We start from the raw sequence: 20,140 nt of genomic DNA, 5'->3' as shown, positions 1-20,140 counted from the left end.
TGCGCCCATTGCCAAACGCGGATCCGATGAACACCACCGCCCTGCCCCTCACGACCACCAGCAGCCGCGACGTCGCCGACGCGCGCAACGACAAGCTGTTCCGCTGGGTGCTGACCGGCACCGCGCTGTTCGTGCTGATCGCGCTGGCCGGAGCCGCGCTGTCGATGCTCTGGGGCGGCCGTGCCGCGCTGCAAGTCCAGGGCATCAGCTTCTTCTTCTCTTCCGACTGGAATCCGGTCGAGGACAAGTACGGCGCGCTCGTGCCGATCTACGGCACGGTCGTCACCGCGGTCATCGCGATGCTCATCGCCGTGCCGGTGAGCTTCGGCATCGCCTTCTTCCTGACGGAAGTCGCGCCGCGCTGGCTGCGCGGCCCGGTGAGCTCGGCGATCGAGCTGCTCGCCGGCGTGCCCTCGATCATCTACGGCATGTGGGGCTTCTTCATCCTGATGCCGGTGATGCGCGAATCCATCGTGCCCTGGCTCAACGACCATGTCGGCACCTGGCCGGTGGTGGGCCCGCTGTTCCAGGGGCCGCCGATCGGCGCCGGCATCCTCACGTCGGGCATCGTGCTGTCGATCATGGTGATTCCGTTCATCTCCTCGGTGATGCGCGAAGTGTTCCTCACCGTGCCGACACGCCTGAAGGAATCGGCGTATGCCTTGGGATCCACCAAGTGGGAAGTGAGCTGGGACATCGTCCTGCCCTACACGCGCTCGGCAGTGATCGGTGGCGTATTCCTCGGCCTCGGCCGCGCGCTGGGCGAAACCATGGCGGTGGCGTTCGTGATCGGCAACAGCGTCGGTTTCACCAAGTCGCTGCTGGAACCCAGCACCACGATCGCGGCGCTGATCGCCAACGACTTCGGTGAAGCGACCGAAACCTACCGCTCCGCGCTGCTGCTGCTCGGCTTCGTGCTGTTCATCGTCACCTTCGTCGTGCTCGCCATCGCTCGCCTGATGCTTGCGCAGCTGGCCCGCAAGGAGGGCAACTGATGACCGCCGCCGCACATTCGCTCTACCTGCGCCGTCGCATCACCAATGGCATTGCCATCGGCCTGGCCACGGTGGCGGCCCTGTTCGGCCTGTGCTTCCTCGGCTGGATCCTGTGGACGCTGGTTTCCAAGGGCATCGGCGGCGTCAACTGGGCACTGTTCACCCAGGACCAGCCCCCGCCGCTGGAAGAAGGCGGGCTCAAGAACGCCTTCTTCGGCAGCGCGGTGATGTGCGGGCTCGGCATTCTGATCGGCGCGCCGCTGGGCATTGCCGCGGGTACATGGCTCGCCGAATACGGCAACAACAGCAAGCTCGGCACCACGGTGCGTTTCGTCAACGACATCCTGCTGTCGGCGCCGTCGATCGTGCTTGGCCTGTTCGTCTACGCCGTGTTCGTGATGCAGACCGGGGGCCAGTTCTCCGCACTGGCCGGCTCGCTCGCGCTGGCCTTCATCGTGCTGCCGGTGGTGGTGCGCACGACCGATGAAATGCTGCGACTGGTGCCGGCGCAGATGCGCGAAGCCGCGCTGTCGCTGGGCGTGCCGCAGTGGAAGGTGACCGTGCAGGTGCTGTACCGCAGTGCCTCAGCCGGCATCGTCACCGGCATCCTGCTGGCGCTGGCCCGGATTTCCGGCGAAACCGCGCCGCTGCTGTTCACCGCGTTCGGCAACGAGTTCTGGAGCACCGACCTGACCGGCGCGATGTCCGCGGTTCCGCTGGTGATGTACAAGTTTGCCGGCAGTGGTTTCGCCAACTGGGAGGCCCTCGCCTGGGCCGGCGCGCTGGTGCTCACGGTATTCGTGCTGCTGGTCAGCCTGTTCGCGCGCACGTTCCTGTTGCGCAACAAGATCTCCCATGACTGAGGAACGCATGCCCATGCAGCTCGCCAACGTTCCCGATATCACCACCCTATCTCACAGCCGACAGTCCACCGCCATGAATGACGCCCGCCTCAACCTTGCCACCCCCGAGCGCGCCAGCGTCGCGGCGGCGCCGGTCAAGCTCGCCGCGCGCGGCCTGGACTTCTACTACGACAAGTTCCATGCGCTGAAGAGCATCAACCTGGAGATTCCGGAAAAGCGCGTGACCGCGCTGATCGGCCCCTCCGGCTGCGGCAAGTCGACGCTGCTGCGCGTGTTCAACCGCATCTACGCGCTGTACCCGAAGCTGGAAGCCAAGGGCCAGGTACTGCTGGATGGCGAGAACATCCTCGACCTCAAGTACCCGATGAATCGCCTGCGCAGCAAGGTCGGCATGGTGTTCCAGAAGCCCGTGCCGTTCCCGATGACCATCTTCGAGAACGTGGCGTACGGCATCCGCCACCACGAGAAACTCTCCAGGTCGGAAATGAACGACCGCGTCGAAAGCGCGCTGCGCCAGGGCGCCCTGTGGGACGAAGTGAAGGACAAGCTGGGCCAGAGCGCCCTGGGCCTTTCCGGCGGCCAGCAGCAGCGCCTGTGCATCGCCCGCGCCGTCGCATTGAAGCCGGACGTGCTGCTGCTCGACGAGCCGACTTCGGCGCTCGATCCGATTTCGACCAGCCGCATCGAGCAGCTGATCGAGGAACTGAAGAAGGACTACACGATCGCGATCGTGACCCACAACATGCAGCAGGCCGCGCGCGTCTCCGATTTCACCGCCTTCATGTACCTGGGCGACCTGGTCGAACACGGCGCGACCGAGACCATCTTCTCGCAGCCGACCAAGCAGCAGACCGAGGACTACATCACCGGCCGGTTTGGGTGAGGGTGAGGGAGCGCAGCAGATGCCCTATCGGCATCTGCTGCGCTCCCGAACGCCCGGCCATGGATGGCCGGGCCGGACCATCCGAAGGCGACATAGTCCCGCCATGGACGGCAGCAACGACTTCGCGCAGAGCAACCGAAACAAGACAACAGGTATGAACAACATGCACGACCACATCGTGAAGAGCTACGACGACGAACAGCAGCGCCTGCTCAAGGAAACCCTGCGCATGGGCGAAATGGCCGCCGCGCAGCTGGAAGCCGCACTCGACGTGGTCCAGCGCCGCGACGACAGGGCGGCCGAACGCATCATCGCCAACGACGAGGCCATCGACGCCATCGAGCACGAGGTCAGCCACGACGTGATGAAGCTGGCGCTGCGCGGCCCGATGGCGCGCGACCTGCGCCAGATCCTTGCTGCGATCCGGATAGCGGCTGACATCGAGCGCATCGGCGATCTCGCGGCCAACGTCGCCAAGCGCTCGCGCGCGTTGAACCTGGCCCCGCCGCTGCCGCACATCGCCGGCCTGCACGCCCTGGGCATGCTGGCCGTGCAACAGGTGCGCGATGCCTTGGCCGCCTATCGCGACAGCGACATCGAACAGGCCCAGCGCGTGCGCGCCCGCGATGCCGAGATCGACATCGCCTATACGGGCCTGTTCCGCGAGCTGCTGACCTACATGATGGAAGACGCGCGCAGCATCACTGGCTGCACGCACCTGCTGTTCATGGCCAAGAACATGGAGCGCGTCGGCGACCACGCCACCAACATCGCCGAGAACGTCTGGTTCCTGGTCAAGGGCGAGGAATCGCTGCCTCCGCGCGAGAAGCGCGACGAATCGATCTCGACGGGCACCTGACCCGCCCGACACGGGCCCTGACCTTTCTTGGCGGGGTTCCGATCACGCAGCCGCCGGGCTAAACCATGGCTGAATATTGGCGTGAAGGCCGGCTTCACGACCACACCTGATCCGGCCTCCCCCCACTCTTGGGATATGCACGCGCCATCGGTCGCGCGCATTCTCCCAACCCGCGCGGGATGACCGGACATGGAACTACTGGTCGAGGACACCGTGAAATCGCGGCCGCATCGCGCGCGGATAGTCGCCCGCCAATACCTGTCTTCCTGAGCAACCTGCATCCTTTTCCACTGCCGTTCCGTACATACTCGGCCGGCCATTACCCGCGGGCTTTGCCCGATCCCCTGAAACCAGGAGCACACCATGTCCAGCAAGCAGATCAACAAGCCGCTCGCCCTCGCCGTCGGCGCTGCCCTCGTCGGTGGCCTCGCACTGTCGGCATCCGCCTTCGCCATGACCGATCTCGGCAGCGGTTACATGGTGGGTGCCAGCACCGCCGGCGCCGCCAAGGCCGGCGACAAGCAGGCTGAAGCCAACTGCGGCGCCGACAAGCAGAGTGCCGAAGGCAAGTGTGGAGAGGGCAAGTGCGGCGTTGATGTCATGGACACGAACAAGGACGGCAAGGTCTCTTCCGCCGAGTTCGGCGCCAACCACAACGGCGACACGGCCATGTTCGCGATGCACGACACCAACAAGGATGGCTTCATCACCGCCGAGGAAATGAAGGCCCACAAAGAAGCTGGCGAGGCCAAGTGTGGCGCCGACAAGAAGGCGACCGACAAGCCTGCCGCCGACAAGCCCGCTGGCGAGAAGGCCAAGATGGAAGGCAAGTGCGGCGAGGGCAAGTGCGGCGGTTCGGCCTGACCTGACGGCACGATGGATGGGGACCGTCGGGTCCCCATCCACTACCTGCTTCCCGACATGCATCCCCTCGCCCCACAAAGCACCGGCCTGGGCCTGCGCCGCGCTCTGCTCGACGAGCTGCAGTCGGCGCCCGCCGGCGATTTCGATTTCCTCGAATGCGCACCAGAGAACTGGATCGGTGTCGGCGGCAAATTCGGCGACGCGCTGGAAAAGCTGGCTGCGAAACACCCGCTCGTCTGCCACGGACTGTCGCTGTCGCTGGGCGGCTTCGCCCCGCTGGATGAAACCTTCCTCGGTCGCGTGCGCCGCTTCCTCGAGCGCCACGACGTGGCGCTGTACAGCGAGCACCTGAGCTACTGCGCCGACGACGGCCAGCTCTACGACCTGCTGCCGATCCCCTTTACCGAGGAGGCCGTGCACTTCGTGGCCGCCCGTATCCGGCAGGCGCAGGACATCCTGGGTCGACGCATCGCGGTGGAGAACGTCTCCTACTACGCTGCGCCCCATCAGGCGATGCGCGAGATCGACTTCATCAATGCAGTGCTCGCCGAGGCCGACTGCGACCTGCTGCTCGACGTCAACAACATCCATGTCAACGCGATCAACCACCGCTACGACGCCCATGAATTCCTGTCGCGGCTACCGGGCGAACGCATCGCCTACATCCACGTTGCCGGTCATTACGACGAAGCCGAAGACCTGAAGGTCGATACGCACGGCGCCCCCGTGAAGGACGCCGTGTGGCAATTGCTCGGGGCGGCGTACGCGCAATTCGGCCTGCGCCCGACACTGCTCGAACGCGACTTCAACATCCCGCCCTATGCCGAACTGGTGGCCGAGCTCGACACTATTCGCTCCGTCATGCGCTTGAGGGGCTCCGCAGCGGCAGGTTCCGCACAGGCACCCCATGTCCGCGCCTGAGACCCGGGCGATGGCGCCCGCGCGCCTGCGCGAGCAGCAACTGGAACTCACGCGCCACCTGCGCGATCCGCAGCATGTACCTGCGCCGGAAGGGCTCGAGGATCGCCGCATCGGCATCTATCGCGAGCTGCTGTTCAACAACATCGAGAGCCTGCTGGGCGGCAACTTCCCGGTGATCCGCACGCTGCTGGCGGAGGCCCGCTGGAAGGCGCTGGTGCGCGACTTCTATCGCGACCATCGCAGCCAGACGCCGCTGTTTCCGGAGATCGCGCGGGAGTTCATGCGCTATCTCGAATCGCTGCCGGAACTCGATCCTCCCTTCCTCGGCGAGCTCGCGCACTACGAATGGGTCGAACTCGCGCTGCAGATTTCCGAGGCGCGCATCGACGACATCGCGCACGACCCCACGGGCGACCTGCTCGCCGGAGCACCCCTGCTGTCGCCACTCGCCTGGCCTTTGGCCTACCGCTGGCCCGTGCATCGCCTGGGCCCGCAGTTCCAGCCCGCCGTGCCGCCGGACGCACCCACGCTGCTGCTGTTGCGGCGCGAGGCCGATGGCGACGTGCGGTTTGCCGAACTCAGCCCGCTCGCGTTCCGCCTGGTCCAGCGCCTGGGCGAGGAACCCTCGCTGGACGGCCGCGCGCAGTTGACCGCGCTCGCCGGCGAGGCCGCTGCGACGGACGTCGACGGCTTCGTGGCCGAAGGAGCGCACTTGCTGCTCCAGCTCCGCGACAGCGGCGCGGTGCTCGGTACTCGATCGCCGTAGCCTCTCGTCCCGTCATCCGGCGACTGGCCCGGCTACACTGCGCGGATGTCAGATGCCGCGAAGAAGCCCGTTTCCCCGCTCGCCACGCGTTTTCGCGGCTTCCTCCCGGTGGTCGTGGACGTGGAGACCGGCGGTTTCGACTGGAACCGCCACGCCCTGCTGGAAATAGCGGTGGCGCCGATCGATATCGACGACAGCGGCCAGCTGTTCGTTGGCGAACTCACCAGCAGCCATGTCATCCCGGCGACGGGAACCCAGATCGATCCCAAGTCGCTCGAAGTGACCGGCATCATCCTCGACCACCCCTTCCGCGACGCGAAGTCCGAGCGCGCCGCGCTCGACCTGGTCTTCGCGCCGGTACGCGAGGCCATGCGCAAACACGGTTGTACCCGCGCGATCCTGGTAGGACACAACGCGCACTTCGACCTCAACTTCCTCAACGCCGCGATCGCGCGCGTTGGCCACAAGCGCAGTCCGTTCCATCCCTTCAGCGTGTTCGACACGGTGACGCTCGCGGGCGTGGCCTACGGCCAGACCGTGCTGTCGCGCGCGGTGCAGGCGGCCGGGCTGGAGTGGCGCAGCGAAGATGCGCATTCGGCCGTCTACGACACCGAGCGCACGGCGCAGCTGTTCTGCCGCATTGTCAACGGATGGCCGATGCTTACGGCACCGGTCGACGCCGAGCCGCTTCCCGCGCCGACCGAGATCGACCCGCACACCGTGTAGACGCGCTGCGTCTCGCGGTCAAGCCAGGCGCGCGCTACGGCGTCGCGAGCTTGAGCCCGACCAGGCCGGCAACGATCAGCGCCACGCTGGCAAGCCGCAGTGCATTGGAGGGTTCGTCGAACAGCACGATGCCGAGGATGACCGTCCCCACCGCGCCAACGCCTACCCACACCGCGTAGGCCGTGCCCACCGGCAGCGATTTCATCGCGACGCCCAGCAGGCCAAGGCTGACGGCCATGGCCGCGATCGTGCCCACGGTCGGCCACAGGCGCGTGAAGCCTTCGGTGTACTTCAGGCCGATGGCCCAGCCCACTTCGAACAGGCCGGCAAGGACGAGGATGATCCAGGGCATGAATGTTCTCCGGATTAGTGGGGTCGTCCCCGGATGAACTGGAGTGGCGGTCGTCCGCCCCTCCCCAAACTACACGAGTCAGGTCAGCCAGTGCCGCGGCGGCGGCTGCGAACAATAAATCGCCAGCACGCCTTTCGCACACCCGCCCTCAGGCCGTGCGTTGCCTTACCGCTTCGAACAGGGTGACGCCACTGGCGACAGAGACATTGAGACTCTCGACATCGCCGCCACCGGGCATCGGGATCTTCACCAGCTGGTCGCAGTTCTCACGGGTGAGGCGACGCAGGCCGTCGGATTCGCCGCCCAGCACCAGCGCGACGTTGCCGCGCAGGTCGACCGACCAGAACGACGCGTCGGCTTCGCCGGCCAGCCCGTAGATCCACACGCCCATCTGCTGCAGGTCGCGCAGCGTGCGCGACAGGTTGGTGGCGGGAATCACCGGGATGCTGTCCGCCGCGCCCGCCGAGGTCTTGCGCACGGTCGCATTGACCTGCACCGCCTTGTCCTTGGGGAAGATCACCGCGGTCGCGCCTGCGGCCGCCGCACTGCGCAGGCAGGCCCCGAGGTTGTGCGGGTCCTGCACGCCGTCGAGTACCAGCACCAGCGCCTTGCCCTCGGCGGCTTCGACGAGGCCTTGCAGGTCGCCCTCGCTGTAGGTCTTGGCCGCGGCATAGCGCGCCACCACGCCCTGGTGGCGCAGGTTGCCGACGACGCCGTCCAGGGCCTGGGTGGCCACGCGGCGCACGTCGATGTCCTTGCGGCGCGCCTGCGCCTCGATCTCGGTGATGCGCGGGTTCTTCGCGCCTGCCTCGATCAGGATTTCACGTACGTTTTCCGCGTCGTGCTCGACGGCGGCCGACACCGCGTTGATGCCGGCGATCCATTGTTTTGTGCTCATGCGGGCATTGTCCCCTTCCCCCGCTCGCGGGGGAAGGCTGGTTGAGGAAACGCACCCCCACCCCAACCCTCCCCCGCGTTGCGGGGGAGGGAGTAGTTAGTACTTCTGCTTGACGCGCTTGGCGGGCTTGCCGCGCGGCGGCGGTGGTTTCACCCCGCGTTCCTCGACCAGCCGGAAATCGATCTTCCGCTCCTCGACGCTCGCCTTGAGCACGATGATGTCGACGCGGTCGCCGAGGCGGAACTCGCGCCCGGTGCGCTCGCCGGCCAGTGTCTTGCGGATCGGGTCGAAGTGGTAGAAGTCACTGGGCAGCTGGGTCACATGGACGAGGCCGTTGACCTTGGAGTCGTCCAGCTCGACGAACAGGCCGAAGCTGGTGACGCCGCTGATCACGCCGGAGAACTGTCCGCCCACGTGCTGCTCCATCCACGCGGCGCGGAAGCGCTCGTCGACTTCGCGCTCGGCTTCATCGGCCCGCCGCTCGCGTTCCGAACATTGCAGCGCCAGCGCGGTCATCGCGCTGGGCGGGTACTTGAACGACTCGACCCGCGCGCCGCTGAGCGCATGCTTGATCGCGCGGTGCACCAGCAGGTCGGGGTAACGACGGATCGGCGAAGTGAAGTGCGCGTAGGCCTCCAGCGCCAGGCCGAAGTGGCCGACGTTGTCGGGCGAGTACACCGCGAGCGACTGGCTGCGCAGCAGCACCGATTCCAGCAGCGCGGCGTCGGGCCGCTCGCGGATCTTCTTCAGCAGCGCGGTGAAGTCGCGCGGCTGCACCTTGGCCCACGGCGGCATGCGCAGGGCGAATTCCTTGAGGAACTCGAGCAGGTCGGCGTATTTGGCTTCCGGCGGGCGCTCGTGGATGCGGTACGGCGCCGGGATGTGGTGCGAGAGCAGGTATTTCGCGGCCTCGACATTGGCCGCGATCATGCATTCCTCGATCAGCTTGTGCGCGTCGTTCCGCTGCAGCATGCCGGCCTGGACCACTTCGCCCTTCGATCCCAGCACGAAGCGTACTTCGCTGGTTTCGAACTCGATCGCGCCGCGGCGTTCGCGCGCCTTGGCGAGGACGCGGAACAGCTGGTGCAGGTGCTCGATATGCGGCATCAGCGAGCCGATCTGCCCCTGCGCATCCTCCCTGGCCTCGTCGGTGACATCACCGACGGCATTCCACACCAGCGTGTAGGTGAGCCGTGCATGCGAGTGCATCACTGCTTCGTAGAACTTCGATTGCGTGACTTCGCCGTCGCGGTTCACCTGCATGTCGCAGACGAAGCACAGGCGGTCGACCTTGGGCATCAGCGAGCAGATGCCGTTGGACAGCGTCTCCGGCAGCATCGGCACGACGAAGCCGGGGAAATAGACGGACGTCGCGCGCTTCTGCGCCTCGTCGTCCAGCGGTGTCCCGGGCCGGACGTAGTTCGAGACGTCGGCGATCGCGACCACGAGACGGAAGCCGTCGCGGTTGGGTTCGCAATACACCGCGTCGTCGAAGTCCTTGGCGTCTTCGCCGTCGATGGTGACCAGCGGCAACTGGCGCAGGTCCACGCGCGCAGCCGCGGTCGCCGCGTCCACGGCAAGCGGCACGGCGGCGGCTTCGGACAGCACTTCCTGCGGGAATTCGTGCGGCAGGTCATGGCCGTGGATCGCCGCCTGCACCGCCAGCGAAGCGGTCAGGCGCTCACCGAGAACCGTGAGCACGCGGCCGATCGGCGGACGCCAGGAATCGGCGGCCTGCGTGATCTCGGCGACGACCAGCTGGCCGTGCTTGGCATCGCCACGCGCGTCGGGGGGAATCTGCACGTTGCGCTGGATGCGACGGTCGTCCGGCACGACGTAGCTGATGCCGGACTCGAGCTCGAAGCGACCGATCAGGCGATTGAGGCGACGCTCCAGCACTTCGACGATGGCGCCTTCGCGACGGCCACGCCGATCCATGCCGGTGACGCTGGCGAGCACGCGGTCGCCATGCATCGCCTTGCGCATCTCGAATGGCGGCAGGAACAGGTCGTCGCCGCCGCCCTTGTCGGGACGCAGGAAACCGAATCCGTCGGGATTGGCGATGACCGTGCCGGCGATCAGGTCCAGCCGTTCGGCAGGTGCGAATTCGCCGCGTCGGTTCAGCAGCAGCTGGCCGTCGCGCAACATGGCGGCGAGGCGTTTGTTGAGCGCGTCGAAGCGGTCGGGCGCGGCGAGATCGAGGCGCTGCGCCAGGGCATCGGCCGACAGCGGACCCTCGCCGAGCAGGCGCAGGATCAATTCGCGGCTGGCGATGGGCTGCTCGTAGCGGCTGGCCTCCCGCTCGGCGTGGGGATCATGGGACGCCTCGGGCCGCTCGCCGCGGGTCGCGGCATGGCCGCGGGACGGCGGTCGGGCGGCGGGCTTCGGTACGAACCCGCGCGGCGGCGGTTCGGGCATCCAGCCGGGACGCGCGGCGGCACTCTTCGGTCGGGCCGCGCCCTGCTTCCCGCCTCTGCTCGCGCCGCCTCTACTCGCAGATTCCGCGGAACCGGCTGTCCGGCCGGAACCGGACTTCGGGCCGGGGCCCTTGCCTGTGGATTTGCGACCACCCGTGGTCTTCTTTTTCATCGCGGCATGGTCGCACATCACCATGAAGACGCGGTCGGGATGAACAGGGAAACGACTGCGTCGCAAAAGGACGCGGCCGGTCGTTGACAAGCGTGCCGCCGCACCGCAACATACGCGGCCTCGCAACGGCGCCAGCCGCAACGCGAAGCCCAGGTGGCGGAATTGGTAGACGCACTAGTTTCAGGTACTAGCGGGTAAAACCGTGGAGGTTCGAGTCCTCTCCTGGGCACCACTACATCGTTTCAGGAAGTCCCCAGGACCTCCCGAAATCTGCACAAAACCCCGCCCCGAGCGGGGTTTTTTGTTTCCATATCCCGAAGCGCCGACACGCTGGGCCGGGGAAGCGTTGGCCGTGCGTTGATCGGCGCTCATGTCAGGAAGCGGACATGCCCGGTATCAAGGTCGTACACGGCGCCTACTGCCTTCGTATTTCCGCTTTCCGCCCACTCCCGCCATTCGGGCGATTCGGTGATTCTCCTGAGCGTCCAGCGCACGTTTGCCTCGATACCCGCATTGAGCAGCTCCGTGGAAGGCAGTTTCGGGTCGAGCGTCCCGAGCGCTGAAATGATGTCCGCAAGCAGCAATGCGATCCGGCTGCGATGCCTGACCCCATGGAACTTCTCGGCGATCGCGGCTTCGACGGCACCGCAACCCTCATGCCCGAGGACGATCAGCAGCGGTGTGTGCAGGTGGACGCCGGCGTATTGCAGCGTTCCCGCAACGGCGGGCCCAAGGACGTTGCCCGCAACCCGGATCACGAACAGCTCGCCGAACGAGGCATCGAACACGAGTTCCGGTGGCACCCGGCTGTCGCTGCAGCCGAGGATGGTGGCGAACGGGTGCTGGCCCTTGGCGAGATCCGCCAGAACTTCCTTCTGCACGGTCGGGAAGCGCGCATGACCCGCAACGAAGCGGGCGTTGCCCTCCTTCAAGCGAGCCAAGGCCTCGTCTGCCGTGTACGCCAGCTGCTCTCCGCTCATTGTCGCGCCTTAGCCTTCGACCACCAGATCGCCTGGTGAAGTTTCGAGAGTCGGCGAATGCCGCTCCTGGCTCTGCAGCGGCCGGCGGCTTGCCGGGTAGTTGTGCAATGCGAGCACCATTCCGGTAAGCCGGCGTGAAATCGATGCCCCGAATTCAACGCGGCGCGCGCCCCGCCAGCACTGTTCGTACCAATATCGGCACGGAAAAAGCCCCGAATACCCGTGGCTTTCCGGCGCTGTCAGGCTACGTGTTGTCGCCTCCGCCGCCGTTCGCAGCTATGGTCGGCCCACATCCCGTCCGCGGGCGGCGCATCCGATCCGGTGCGCTGCCCGTTTCCTTTTTTGGAGCTCCCATGAACACAAGACGCCTGAACGAACCGATCTCCGCAACCTCGACAGCAACTGCCTCCCTGCTCATTTCCCGCCTCGACTGCGAACGCATCGAAGCGCTGCTCGATTCTCCCGTCGCGCAATCCGTCGACACATCCGCGTTGCGCGCCGAAGTGGACCGCGCCGACGTCATCGAACCGGCGCGTGTGCCGCCGGACGTCATCACCATGAATTCCACCGCGCGCTTCGCCATCGAGGGAAGCGACGAGGTCCGCGAAGTCACCCTCGTCTATCCGCGCGACGCCGACGGCAGCGCCAGCAGGGTCTCGATACTGGCGCCGGTCGGCAGCGCATTGCTGGGCCTGCGCGTGGGAGACGCCATCCGCTGGCCAGTCCCTGGCGGCCATCTCGGCCTGCGTGTGCTCTCGCTCGACTACCAACCCGAAGCGGCCGGCGAATTCCACCGCTGATCGCCCCACGGGGCCGCGTCGACGACGCCGTTACAAGCGTTCCCCGGACTTTCCCGGGGTGCGCACCACGCCATCAGCGGCACCCGCGCGGCCCATGCGCTCCCACACAATGGACAGTGCCGGCCCCGGATCGTCCCAGCGGAACACGTGGTGGTGCGCGTTGGCCCAGTTGCCCAGCGCCTGTCCAAGCGTGACCGTGACCGAGCCGCGCCTGCGTTCGGCCAGCACCGACTTGAGGTCGCGATAGAAGTTCACGCATCCGGCGCCGACGGGATAGTGGCCGGGAGCCGCGGCCACCGGTGCTTCCTGTGCATCCTCGTAGGCCATCCGGCACACGTTCATGCCACACCGCGCGGCGAATTCGACATACCACCAGGCGCGCGTGTTGACTTCCAGTATCCGGAATTCGCCATCCCTGGCATCGCGCTTGAACTCCGCGCTGAAGATGCCGCGGTACTCCAATGACTTCAGCAAGCGGGTGAGATGCCCGACCGCGGCGCCGGTCTCGGCCAGCGGAATGCTCTCGCAATAGGAGCTGTTGCCGAAATCGGGGGGATAGATCCGCCGCCTGCGGCGCGCGAACATCGCCTTCAGGTTGCCATCGCGGTCGCGGAATCCGTCGATGAAATAATGGTCGGAACTTTTGCCGGGAACGTATTCCTGCGCCAGTACCTTGTAGCCCTGCGCGTCCAACCTGGCCCAGATCTCCTCGAACTCGGCCCGCGTCTCCGCCCAGATGCCCTTGACCCCCAACTCGCGGCGGAAGTTGTGCGAATCGGCCGGCTTGATGAAAACGCGATCCAGGTCCTGGAATGGAATGGCATCGATGTCCGCCCGCGACTGGACCGTGAAAGTGCGCGGGTGCGGAATGTCGGTCCGTGCCAGGAACTCGCCAAAACGCGCCTTGTCCTGCAGGATCTCCAGCGCTTCGCGTGAACTGGAACTCACCCGGAAGCGCTGCGAATGCGGGCCCCGCGCGAGGTCGGCGAGCCACAGGGCAAGGTCGTCGCGTGCCGCGATCATCACCGCACGCGGGAACGGCAGCGCGTGCAGCACGTCGTCGATATCGGCGCGTACTTCGCCATCCCAGGACACATTGCCCGGCAACGGGCGGTACCAGCGCGAACGCGTCACCAGGTCACCGGGGGGACAGGCGACGTAGGCGGGAATGCCCGCCATCGCCAGGGACCGCAGGGTGCCCAGTCCGGTATAACCCCGACCCAGCACTATTGCTGGCACCTTCGGTGGCTTCCTTTCATCGAAGTTGCGCATGGCGTTCACTGGGCATGCTCCGGCGGTTCTCACGTCGTGGCCGATCGGCTCACGATTCCACGACGCGTGGTCGTTCAGGCAAACCGACATAACAGTGAAGAAACAACGTCCGCCACGGCTCGGTGACGGCGCGGACGACAATGGACCCGTTCAGGTCATGATCGCGTGATGCACGTCCGCCGCCGCGCGGGAGGCGGAACAGACGAGCGACTTGCCCCGGCACGGTCCGTGCGAACGCAGTGCTTCGGAGGAAAGCGCTGCCCGATTCGCAGATTGGCGCGGGCCTCCTTGCCCTTCTGCGAATTGAACCCGGCAAGCAGCTCGCGGCGGTTCTGCGTTGGACCGCATCGCGGCACCGTTACAATCGCTCCCCAGACTTTCCCCAAGGCTCGCACCACGCCATGAGCGACCCCGTACGTCCGGTTTTCCACGGTTTCGAACAGATCCCCCTGCGCGAATACGCCGAACGCGCCTACCTCGACTATTCGATGTACGTCGTGCTCGACCGCGCCCTGCCCTTCCTCGGCGACGGCCTCAAGCCGGTGCAGCGCCGCATCATCTATTCGATGAGCGAGCTCGGCCTCAACGCCGGCGCCAAGCCGAAGAAGTCCGCGCGCACCGTCGGCGACGTGATCGGCAAATACCACCCGCATGGCGACAGCGCCTGCTACGAGGCGATGGTGCTGATGGCGCAGCCGTTCTCGTACCGCTATCCGCTGATCGAGGGCCAGGGCAACTTCGGTTCCAGCGACGACCCCAAGTCGTTCGCGGCCATGCGCTACACCGAGTCGAAGCTGACGCCGATCGCGGAAGTGCTGCTGGGCGAGCTGGGCCAGGGCACGGTCGACTGGGACCCCAACTTCGACGGCACGCTGGAAGAACCGACCTGGATGCCGGCGCGCCTGCCGCACCTGCTGCTCAACGGTACTACCGGCATCGCCGTCGGCATGGCCACCGACGTGCCGCCGCACAACCTCAATGAAGTGGTCAGCGCCTGCGTGCGCCTGCTCGACGATCCCGACGCGACCACGCGCGACCTGTGCGAACACATCCTCGGCCCGGACTACCCGACCACGGCCGAAATCATCACGCCACGCGCGGACCTGCTCTCGATGTATGAAACCGGCCTGGGCAGCGTGCGCGCCCGCGCCGTGTTCGAGAGGGACGGCGCCAACATCGTCATCACCGCGCTGCCCTACCAGGCGTCCCCGAGCAAGGTGATCGAGCAGATCGCCACGCAGATGCGCGCGAAGAAGCTGCCGTGGCTGGAGGACATCCGCGACGAGTCCGACCACGCCAATCCCACGCGCATCGTGCTGGTACCGCGCTCCAATCGCGTCGATGCCGAGCAGCTGATGGGGCATCTGTTCGCCACGACCGACCTGGAAAAGAGCTTCCGCGTCAACTTGAACATCATCGGGCTCGACGGCCGCCCGCAGGTGAAGGGACTCAAGGCGTTCCTTGGCGAGTGGCTGCATTTCCGCACCGATACGGTGACCCGCCGCCTCAGGCACCGCCTCGACAAGGTCGAGCGCCGCCTGCACCTGTTGGAAGGCCTGCTGATCGCGTTCCTCAACCTGGATGAGGTGATCCGCATCATCCGCAGCGAGGACGAACCCAAGCCGGTGCTGATGCAGCGCTTCAAGCTCAGCGACGACCAGGCCGACTACATCCTGGAGACCAGGCTGCGTCAGTTGGCGCGCCTGGAGGAAATGAAGATCCGCGGCGAGGAAGCCGAGCTCGAAACCGAGCGCGACCGCATCATCGCGACGCTGGACAGCAAGGCCAAACTGAAGAAGCTGGTGAAGGACGAGCTGATCGCAGATGCCAAGAAGTTCGGCGACGCGCGCCGTTCGCCGCTGGTCGCGCGCGGCGCCGCGCAGGCCCTGTCGGAAACCGAACWGGTCGCCAGCGAACCGATGACGATTGTCCTGAGCGAAAAGGGCTGGGTGCGCGCGGCCAAGGGCCACGACATCGATGCCTCGACACTGAGCTATCGCGACGGCGATGGCCTGCTCGCCGCCGTGAAGGGGCGCAGCACGCAGCAGGTGGCTTTCCTTGATTCCACTGGCCGGTCGTATTCGACCGTCGCGCATACGCTGCCTTCGGCACGCGGCAACGGCGAGCCACTGACTGGCCGGTTCTCGCCGGTATCGGGCGCGTCGTTCCAGGCCATCGCCTCGGGCGAGAACGACACGAAGTTCGTGCTCGCCTCGTCGCATGGCTACGGTTTCACTACCCGTTTCGAGAACCTTACCGGCCGCAACAAGGCCGGCAAGGCCATGCTGTCGCTCACGCCGAACGCCAAGGTGCTGCAGCCCGCACTGGTCACCCCGGGCGCCAACGATAGAGTCGTCGCCGTGACCAACGTCGGCCACCTGCTCGCGTTCCCGGTATCGGAACTGCCCGAACTCGACAAGGGCAAGGGCAACAAGATCATCGACATCCCCAAGGCCAAGCTCGGCACCGAACGCGTGGTCGCCGTTGCCGTGGTCGCGCCGGTTTCGACCCTGGTGGTGAAATCGGGTGCGCGCACGATGTCCCTGTCGTTCAAGGACCTCGAACCGTACGTTGGTGCGCGCGCAACGCGAGGCGGTTTGTTGCCGAGGGGTTGGCAGAAGGTGGAAGGGCTGGATGTCCAGTAACTTCCTCTTCCCATGCGCTGCGGCGCGTGAGTTGGCGCGGGTCGAATAATGGAACCCGACTTCTGGCACCAGCGCTGGCAGGACAACCAGATCGGCTTCCACCAGGACAAGCCGACGCCGCTGCTGGTCAAGCATTGGCCGGCGATCGGCATGCCGGTGGGCGCGAAGATATTCGTCCCGCTGGCCGGAAAGTCGCTGGACATGGTCTGGTTCGCCTCGCGGGGATACCGGGTACTGGGCGTGGAACTGTCGACGCTGGCGATCGGGCAGTTCATCGCGGGACACGGCGTCGTGCCAGAAGTACGGGAGTCGAAGTACGGCACGCACTACCTCGCCGGCGCTATCGAAGTGATCTGCGGCGACGTGTTCTCGCTGGATGCGCAGGCGCTGGCCGACTGCAGCGTCGTATTCGATCGCGCTGCGCTCATCGCGCTGCCGCCTGAACTGCGCAGGCGCTACGTGCGCGAACTCTACTCGCTGCTGCCGCAAGGCTGCCGCGGACTGCTGATCACGCTCGAGTATCCCGAAGGCGAGAAGAATGGACCGCCCTTCAGCGTGAGCGAATCCGAGGTGCGCGACCTGTACGGCCCGGACTGGGATGTCGAAGTGCTCGAGCGACGCGACATCCTCGCGCAGCAGCCTGCCTTCATCGCGGAAGGCGTGACCCGGCTGGACACGGTGGTCTATCGGCTGCAGCGGCGCTGACAGGCCAAAGGATGGCCCGGCGTCAGTGGGCGCGCCGCGCCGCCCATTCGGCAACCGGCCGCGCGCGGGAGAACAGGAAGCCCTGCCCCAGCTCGCAACCCATTTCCAGCAGGCACTCGCGCTGCTCGACGGTCTCCACGCCCTCGGCGATCACATCCATGCCCAGGGTGCGCGCCATCGCCAGTACCGCGCGCACTACCGGCGCGCTGCCACCGCGATCCCCACGCTGCAGGGCGCTCACGAACGAGCGGTCGATCTTCAGTGTGTGCAGCGGGAAACGGTGCAGGTAGCTCAGCGAGGAATAGCCGGTACCGAAGTCGTCCAGCGCGGCCACGACCCCGGCGGCGCGTAGCGCTTCCAGAGTGACGCGCACCTGTTCGGGATTGTCGAGCAGTGCGCCTTCGGTGACCTCCACCCGGACACGCTCATGCGGCAGGTCGTAAGTATCGAACAACTCGATCATCTGTCCCGCCAGCACGGGCGAGCGGAAGTGCCGGGGTGACACGTTCAGGGTGACGTAAGTGCTGTCGTCACCCAGCATCCCGATTTCACGACAGGTGCGCTCGAACATCTGCCAATCGATCTGCTCGACGCTGCCGTTTTCCTCCGCCACCCCCAGGAACTCGCCCGGCGCCACCAGGCCGCGTCGGGGATGGCGCCAGCGTATCAGCGCCTCGTAGCCAACGACGTGCTCGTCGGACAGGCGCACGATCGGCTGGAAGTGCGGCTCGAACTCATAGCGCTGGATGGCACGGCGCAGGTCGCTCTCCAGCTCGAGCAGCTTGAGCGCTTCCTGGTGGAGGCGCTCGTCGAAGATCTCGAAGCGCTGGCGGCCGTGCGCCTTGGCGCGGTACATGGCCACGTCGGCATCGCGCAGCAGTTCCTCCGCCAGGCGGTAACGCGAATTGCCCAACGCGATGCCGATACTCGCCGAAGTGAACAGCTCCTTGCCGCCGATGTGCATGGGCTCGCTCAGCGATTGGATCGCCCGTTCCGCCACGTGGATTGCGTCCTCGGGCAGGTTGACGTCCTCCAGCAACACCGCGAACTCGTCCCCGCCCAGGCGCGCCACGACATCGAAAGGCCGCACGCAGGCAGCCAGCCTAGATCCCGCCTCCTTGAGCATTTCATCGCCCGCCAGGTGCCCGACGCTGTCGTTGACCACCTTGAAACGGTCGAGATCGAGGAACAGCACGGCGAAGCGATGGCTCGGATTGCGTTCGAGCCGCGCGAGCGACCGCTCGATTGCCCCATACAGGTAACTGCGATTAGGCAAGCCGGTGAGCGAGTCATGCATGGTCTCGTGCATCAACTGCTGTTCGGCCCGTTCGCGCTCGCCGATCTGCTCGCGCAGTTCGCTCACGGCCTGGGCCAGTTCGCCCGTGCGCGCGGCCACGCGATGCTCGAGTTCGGCCTGCGCCTGCTTGCGGTCGAGCGCCGTCAGGATGTGCTGGGCCACGTAGGCCAGCAGGGCGCGATCCTCGGTGCCGTAGCGCTCGTTGGCGTCATAGCTCTGGACCAGCACCGCCCCGCGCACCTTGCCCTCGGTCACCATCGGCACGCCAAGAATGTCTTCGAAGGCGGCGCCTACGAGCGCGCCTTCGCGGATGCCGAGCTGCCGCGTTACCTGCCCGGGGCTACCCATCACCATGTGACCACTGCGGATCACTCCGAAGGTGATGCTGTCGCGCATGTCCGCTTCCGGGATCTCCACTTGCGGATCGACGATGCCCGGGTCCTTCTCGTCGGCGTGGTAGATGAACCGCAGCGTCTCACGCTCGGCGTCGTACAACGCGATGATGAAGTTCCGCGCGTACATCAGTTCGCCGACCACTCTGTGGATGCGTCGCAGCATCCTGTTCATGGCCAGGTCGCTGCTGGCGAGGTCGGCGATGGTGTAGAGCGCGGACTGCAGTTTTTCGCCGCGCTGGCGCTCCACCACCTCCGCCATCAGCGCGCTCGTCCGTTCCTGCACCCGATGTTCCAGTTCTTCCTGCGCCTGCTTGCGTCGCAATGCGGTCAGGATGTGCTGGGCGACGAATCCCAGCAGGGCGCGATCCTCTTCGTCATAACGGCTCGCGCGGTCGTAGCTCTGTACCACCACGGCGCCGAGAACCACGCCCTCGGCGACCATGGGCACGCCCAGCCAGTCGGCGCTGTCCGGGCCCAGCTTGCCGGGCGGTCCCAGGCCGAATTGCTCCCGCAGTTGTGCGGACGGCCCCATCGCCGGCAGGCCACTGCGGATCACCGCCAGCGTCAGGCTGTTGGGCACGCCGGCCGTGGGAACCTCCTCGCCCACCTCCAGCCCACGCAGTCCCTTCTCATCCGCGGCATACACGAATCGCAGGGTGTCGCGGTCCGGGGCATGCAGGGCGATCAGGAAGTTCTGCGCGTACATCAGGCCGGCCACCACCGCATGCGTGCGGCGGAGCATCTCCTGCATGTCGAGTTCGCTGCTGGCGAGATCGGCGATCGAATACAGCGCGCGCTGCAGTCGTGCCGCCTTGCCCATGCGTCCGGTGGCGTGGTGTGCCGCCACGAGTTCGATCTCGGCGCGCATGCGCGCGGCGAGCAGGGTAAGAAAATCGAGCAACCCCGGGGGCGTGCCGCCTGCCCGGGTGCACGCCTCGGGCCATTCCGCGACAAACACGGCCCGCGCATAGTCCAGTGCGTGGGCAACCCGCACCCAGCCATCGCGGACGATGCCGCCGGTGACGCTCGCGTGACGGTGCTGGGCCGCTTCGATCAGCAACGCCTCTTCATGCGACAACGGCGTCGTGGGCCACTGGTGCCGACGCAGATGCCCCTCCGGGGTCGTGCCGGAAACCCACACCAGGCGCACGTCGCGGCAGCCGAACATGGTTTCGGCCAGACGCAGCACGATCGCGTCGACTTCTCCCGGCCTCGTCGGCGCCTCGGGGATCGATACCCCCTCCAATACGCGCGCGGAAGCGGACGCGGAATTTCCGTGCCCACCCGACATCTGGAATGACTTGGCCATGCCACCCATACCAACGCCGCA

The 20,140-nt window shown here is 66.4% G+C and carries 17 protein-coding genes and 1 tRNA gene; 12 read left to right on the top strand and 6 right to left on the bottom strand.

The genetic code is table 11. From position 1 onward, the window contains the following. Positions 1–26: 26 nt before the first annotated feature. The 8 genes from pstC (at position 27) to rnt (ending at position 6,877) form a co-directional block, all read left to right on the top strand. Entirely contained in the window at positions 27–995 is a 969-nt protein-coding gene (gene pstC / locus ACXJJ9_RS11400) for a phosphate ABC transporter permease subunit PstC (protein ID WP_310053390.1), read from the top strand. Next, positions 995–1,858 (top strand): phosphate ABC transporter permease PstA, encoded by an 864-nt coding sequence (gene pstA / locus ACXJJ9_RS11395; protein WP_457097292.1) that lies wholly within the window; start codon positions 995–997, stop codon positions 1,856–1,858. Before pstC ends, pstA begins: the two co-directional genes overlap by 1 nt. Before the next feature lie 73 nt (positions 1,859–1,931). Next, entirely contained in the window at positions 1,932–2,741 is an 810-nt protein-coding gene (pstB, locus tag ACXJJ9_RS11390) for a phosphate ABC transporter ATP-binding protein PstB (protein ID WP_457097495.1), read from the top strand. 154 nt (positions 2,742–2,895) lie between these two features. Next, positions 2,896–3,600 carry a phosphate signaling complex protein PhoU gene (gene phoU, locus ACXJJ9_RS11385; RefSeq protein ID WP_457097494.1) on the top strand — a complete coding sequence of 235 codons (705 nt, stop codon included), beginning with the start codon at positions 2,896–2,898 and terminating at the stop codon, positions 3,598–3,600. 363 nt (positions 3,601–3,963) lie between these two features. After that, entirely contained in the window at positions 3,964–4,464 is a 501-nt protein-coding gene (locus tag ACXJJ9_RS11380) for an HvfA family oxazolone/thioamide-modified RiPP metallophore (RefSeq protein ID WP_457097291.1), read from the top strand. Positions 4,465–4,521: 57 nt separating this feature from the next. After that, positions 4,522–5,385: an HvfB family MNIO-type RiPP peptide maturase gene (locus tag ACXJJ9_RS11375; RefSeq protein WP_457097290.1), complete on the top strand. Its 864-nt coding sequence runs from the start codon at positions 4,522–4,524 to the stop codon at positions 5,383–5,385. Next, a complete protein-coding gene (locus tag ACXJJ9_RS11370) occupies positions 5,372–6,151 on the top strand; it encodes an HvfC family RiPP maturation protein (RefSeq protein ID WP_457097289.1) in 780 nt (259 codons plus the stop codon). The genes ACXJJ9_RS11375 and ACXJJ9_RS11370 overlap by 14 nt, the downstream gene beginning before the upstream one ends. 45 nt (positions 6,152–6,196) lie before the next feature. After that, positions 6,197–6,877, top strand: a complete 681-nt coding sequence (gene rnt / locus ACXJJ9_RS11365; protein ID WP_457097288.1) for a ribonuclease T — start codon at positions 6,197–6,199, stop codon at positions 6,875–6,877. A gap of 34 nt (positions 6,878–6,911) precedes the next feature. On the opposite strand, the gene sugE is transcribed toward rnt, so the two are convergent. From sugE to rnr, 3 genes are all read right to left on the bottom strand, one after another. After that, entirely contained in the window at positions 6,912–7,229 is a 318-nt protein-coding gene (gene sugE, locus ACXJJ9_RS11360; protein ID WP_457097287.1) for a quaternary ammonium compound efflux SMR transporter SugE, read from the bottom strand. A 148-nt stretch (positions 7,230–7,377) separates the two neighbouring features. After that, a complete protein-coding gene (rlmB, locus tag ACXJJ9_RS11355; protein WP_457097286.1) occupies positions 7,378–8,127 on the bottom strand; it encodes a 23S rRNA (guanosine(2251)-2'-O)-methyltransferase RlmB in 750 nt (249 codons plus the stop codon). 96 nt (positions 8,128–8,223) lie between these two features. Beyond that, a complete protein-coding gene (gene rnr / locus ACXJJ9_RS11350) occupies positions 8,224–10,716 on the bottom strand; it encodes a ribonuclease R (RefSeq protein ID WP_457097285.1) in 2,493 nt (830 codons plus the stop codon). Between the two features lie 147 nt (positions 10,717–10,863). On the opposite strand from rnr, the gene ACXJJ9_RS11345 reads away from it, so the two are divergent. After that, positions 10,864–10,948: transfer RNA gene (locus tag ACXJJ9_RS11345), tRNA-Leu, on the top strand. Between the two features lie 136 nt (positions 10,949–11,084). On the opposite strand, the gene ACXJJ9_RS11340 is transcribed toward ACXJJ9_RS11345, so the two are convergent. Further along, a complete protein-coding gene (locus tag ACXJJ9_RS11340) occupies positions 11,085–11,696 on the bottom strand; it encodes a carbonic anhydrase (RefSeq protein WP_457097284.1) in 612 nt (203 codons plus the stop codon). A gap of 353 nt (positions 11,697–12,049) precedes the next feature. Between ACXJJ9_RS11340 and rnk the strand changes: the two genes are divergently transcribed. Beyond that, positions 12,050–12,496, top strand: a complete 447-nt coding sequence (gene rnk, locus ACXJJ9_RS11335) for a nucleoside diphosphate kinase regulator (RefSeq protein WP_457097283.1) — start codon at positions 12,050–12,052, stop codon at positions 12,494–12,496. Positions 12,497–12,526: 30 nt separating this feature from the next. Here rnk and ACXJJ9_RS11330 read toward each other — a convergent pair whose 3' ends face one another. Further along, positions 12,527–13,777 (bottom strand): carboxylate--amine ligase, encoded by a 1,251-nt coding sequence (locus ACXJJ9_RS11330; RefSeq protein ID WP_457097282.1) that lies wholly within the window; start codon positions 13,775–13,777, stop codon positions 12,527–12,529. Between the two features lie 392 nt (positions 13,778–14,169). Between ACXJJ9_RS11330 and parC the strand changes: the two genes are divergently transcribed. Continuing rightward, complete coding sequence (gene parC / locus ACXJJ9_RS11325) at positions 14,170–16,413, top strand: DNA topoisomerase IV subunit A (protein ID WP_457097281.1); 2,244 nt, start codon at positions 14,170–14,172, stop codon at positions 16,411–16,413. A 48-nt stretch (positions 16,414–16,461) separates the two neighbouring features. Beyond that, positions 16,462–17,118 (top strand): thiopurine S-methyltransferase, encoded by a 657-nt coding sequence (locus tag ACXJJ9_RS11320; RefSeq protein WP_457097280.1) that lies wholly within the window; start codon positions 16,462–16,464, stop codon positions 17,116–17,118. Between the two features lie 22 nt (positions 17,119–17,140). On the opposite strand, the gene ACXJJ9_RS11315 is transcribed toward ACXJJ9_RS11320, so the two are convergent. Continuing rightward, the gene (locus tag ACXJJ9_RS11315; RefSeq protein ID WP_457097279.1) at positions 17,141–20,119 is read right to left on the bottom strand and encodes an EAL domain-containing protein; all 2,979 of its coding nucleotides are present in this window, start codon (positions 20,117–20,119) and stop codon (positions 17,141–17,143) included. Positions 20,120–20,140 lie beyond the last annotated feature (21 nt).

This window comes from Lysobacter sp. P5_B9, from assembly GCF_054049835.1.
This window is presented reverse-complemented; position numbering and strand designations above follow the sequence as displayed.

Excerpts from the sequence above, each read along its gene's own strand:
- pstC (WP_310053390.1), top strand. The coding sequence starts at position 27 with ATGAACACCACCGCCCTGCCCCTCACGACCACCAGCAGCCGCGACGTC.
- pstA (WP_457097292.1), top strand. The coding sequence starts at position 995 with ATGACCGCCGCCGCACATTCGCTCTACCTGCGCCGTCGCATCACCAAT.
- ACXJJ9_RS11320 (WP_457097280.1), top strand. The coding sequence starts at position 16,462 with ATGGAACCCGACTTCTGGCACCAGCGCTGGCAGGACAACCAGATCGGC.
- rlmB (WP_457097286.1), bottom strand. The coding sequence starts at position 8,127 with ATGAGCACAAAACAATGGATCGCCGGCATCAACGCGGTGTCGGCCGCC.
- pstB (WP_457097495.1), top strand. The coding sequence starts at position 1,932 with ATGAATGACGCCCGCCTCAACCTTGCCACCCCCGAGCGCGCCAGCGTC.
- ACXJJ9_RS11380 (WP_457097291.1), top strand. The coding sequence starts at position 3,964 with ATGTCCAGCAAGCAGATCAACAAGCCGCTCGCCCTCGCCGTCGGCGCT.
- rnr (WP_457097285.1), bottom strand. The coding sequence starts at position 10,716 with ATGAAAAAGAAGACCACGGGTGGTCGCAAATCCACAGGCAAGGGCCCC.
- sugE (WP_457097287.1), bottom strand. The coding sequence starts at position 7,229 with ATGCCCTGGATCATCCTCGTCCTTGCCGGCCTGTTCGAAGTGGGCTGG.
- phoU (WP_457097494.1), top strand. The coding sequence starts at position 2,896 with ATGAACAACATGCACGACCACATCGTGAAGAGCTACGACGACGAACAG.
- rnt (WP_457097288.1), top strand. The coding sequence starts at position 6,197 with ATGTCAGATGCCGCGAAGAAGCCCGTTTCCCCGCTCGCCACGCGTTTT.
- ACXJJ9_RS11375 (WP_457097290.1), top strand. The coding sequence starts at position 4,522 with ATGCATCCCCTCGCCCCACAAAGCACCGGCCTGGGCCTGCGCCGCGCT.
- ACXJJ9_RS11315 (WP_457097279.1), bottom strand. The coding sequence starts at position 20,119 with ATGGCCAAGTCATTCCAGATGTCGGGTGGGCACGGAAATTCCGCGTCC.
- ACXJJ9_RS11340 (WP_457097284.1), bottom strand. The coding sequence starts at position 11,696 with ATGAGCGGAGAGCAGCTGGCGTACACGGCAGACGAGGCCTTGGCTCGC.
- ACXJJ9_RS11370 (WP_457097289.1), top strand. The coding sequence starts at position 5,372 with ATGTCCGCGCCTGAGACCCGGGCGATGGCGCCCGCGCGCCTGCGCGAG.
- rnk (WP_457097283.1), top strand. The coding sequence starts at position 12,050 with ATGAACACAAGACGCCTGAACGAACCGATCTCCGCAACCTCGACAGCA.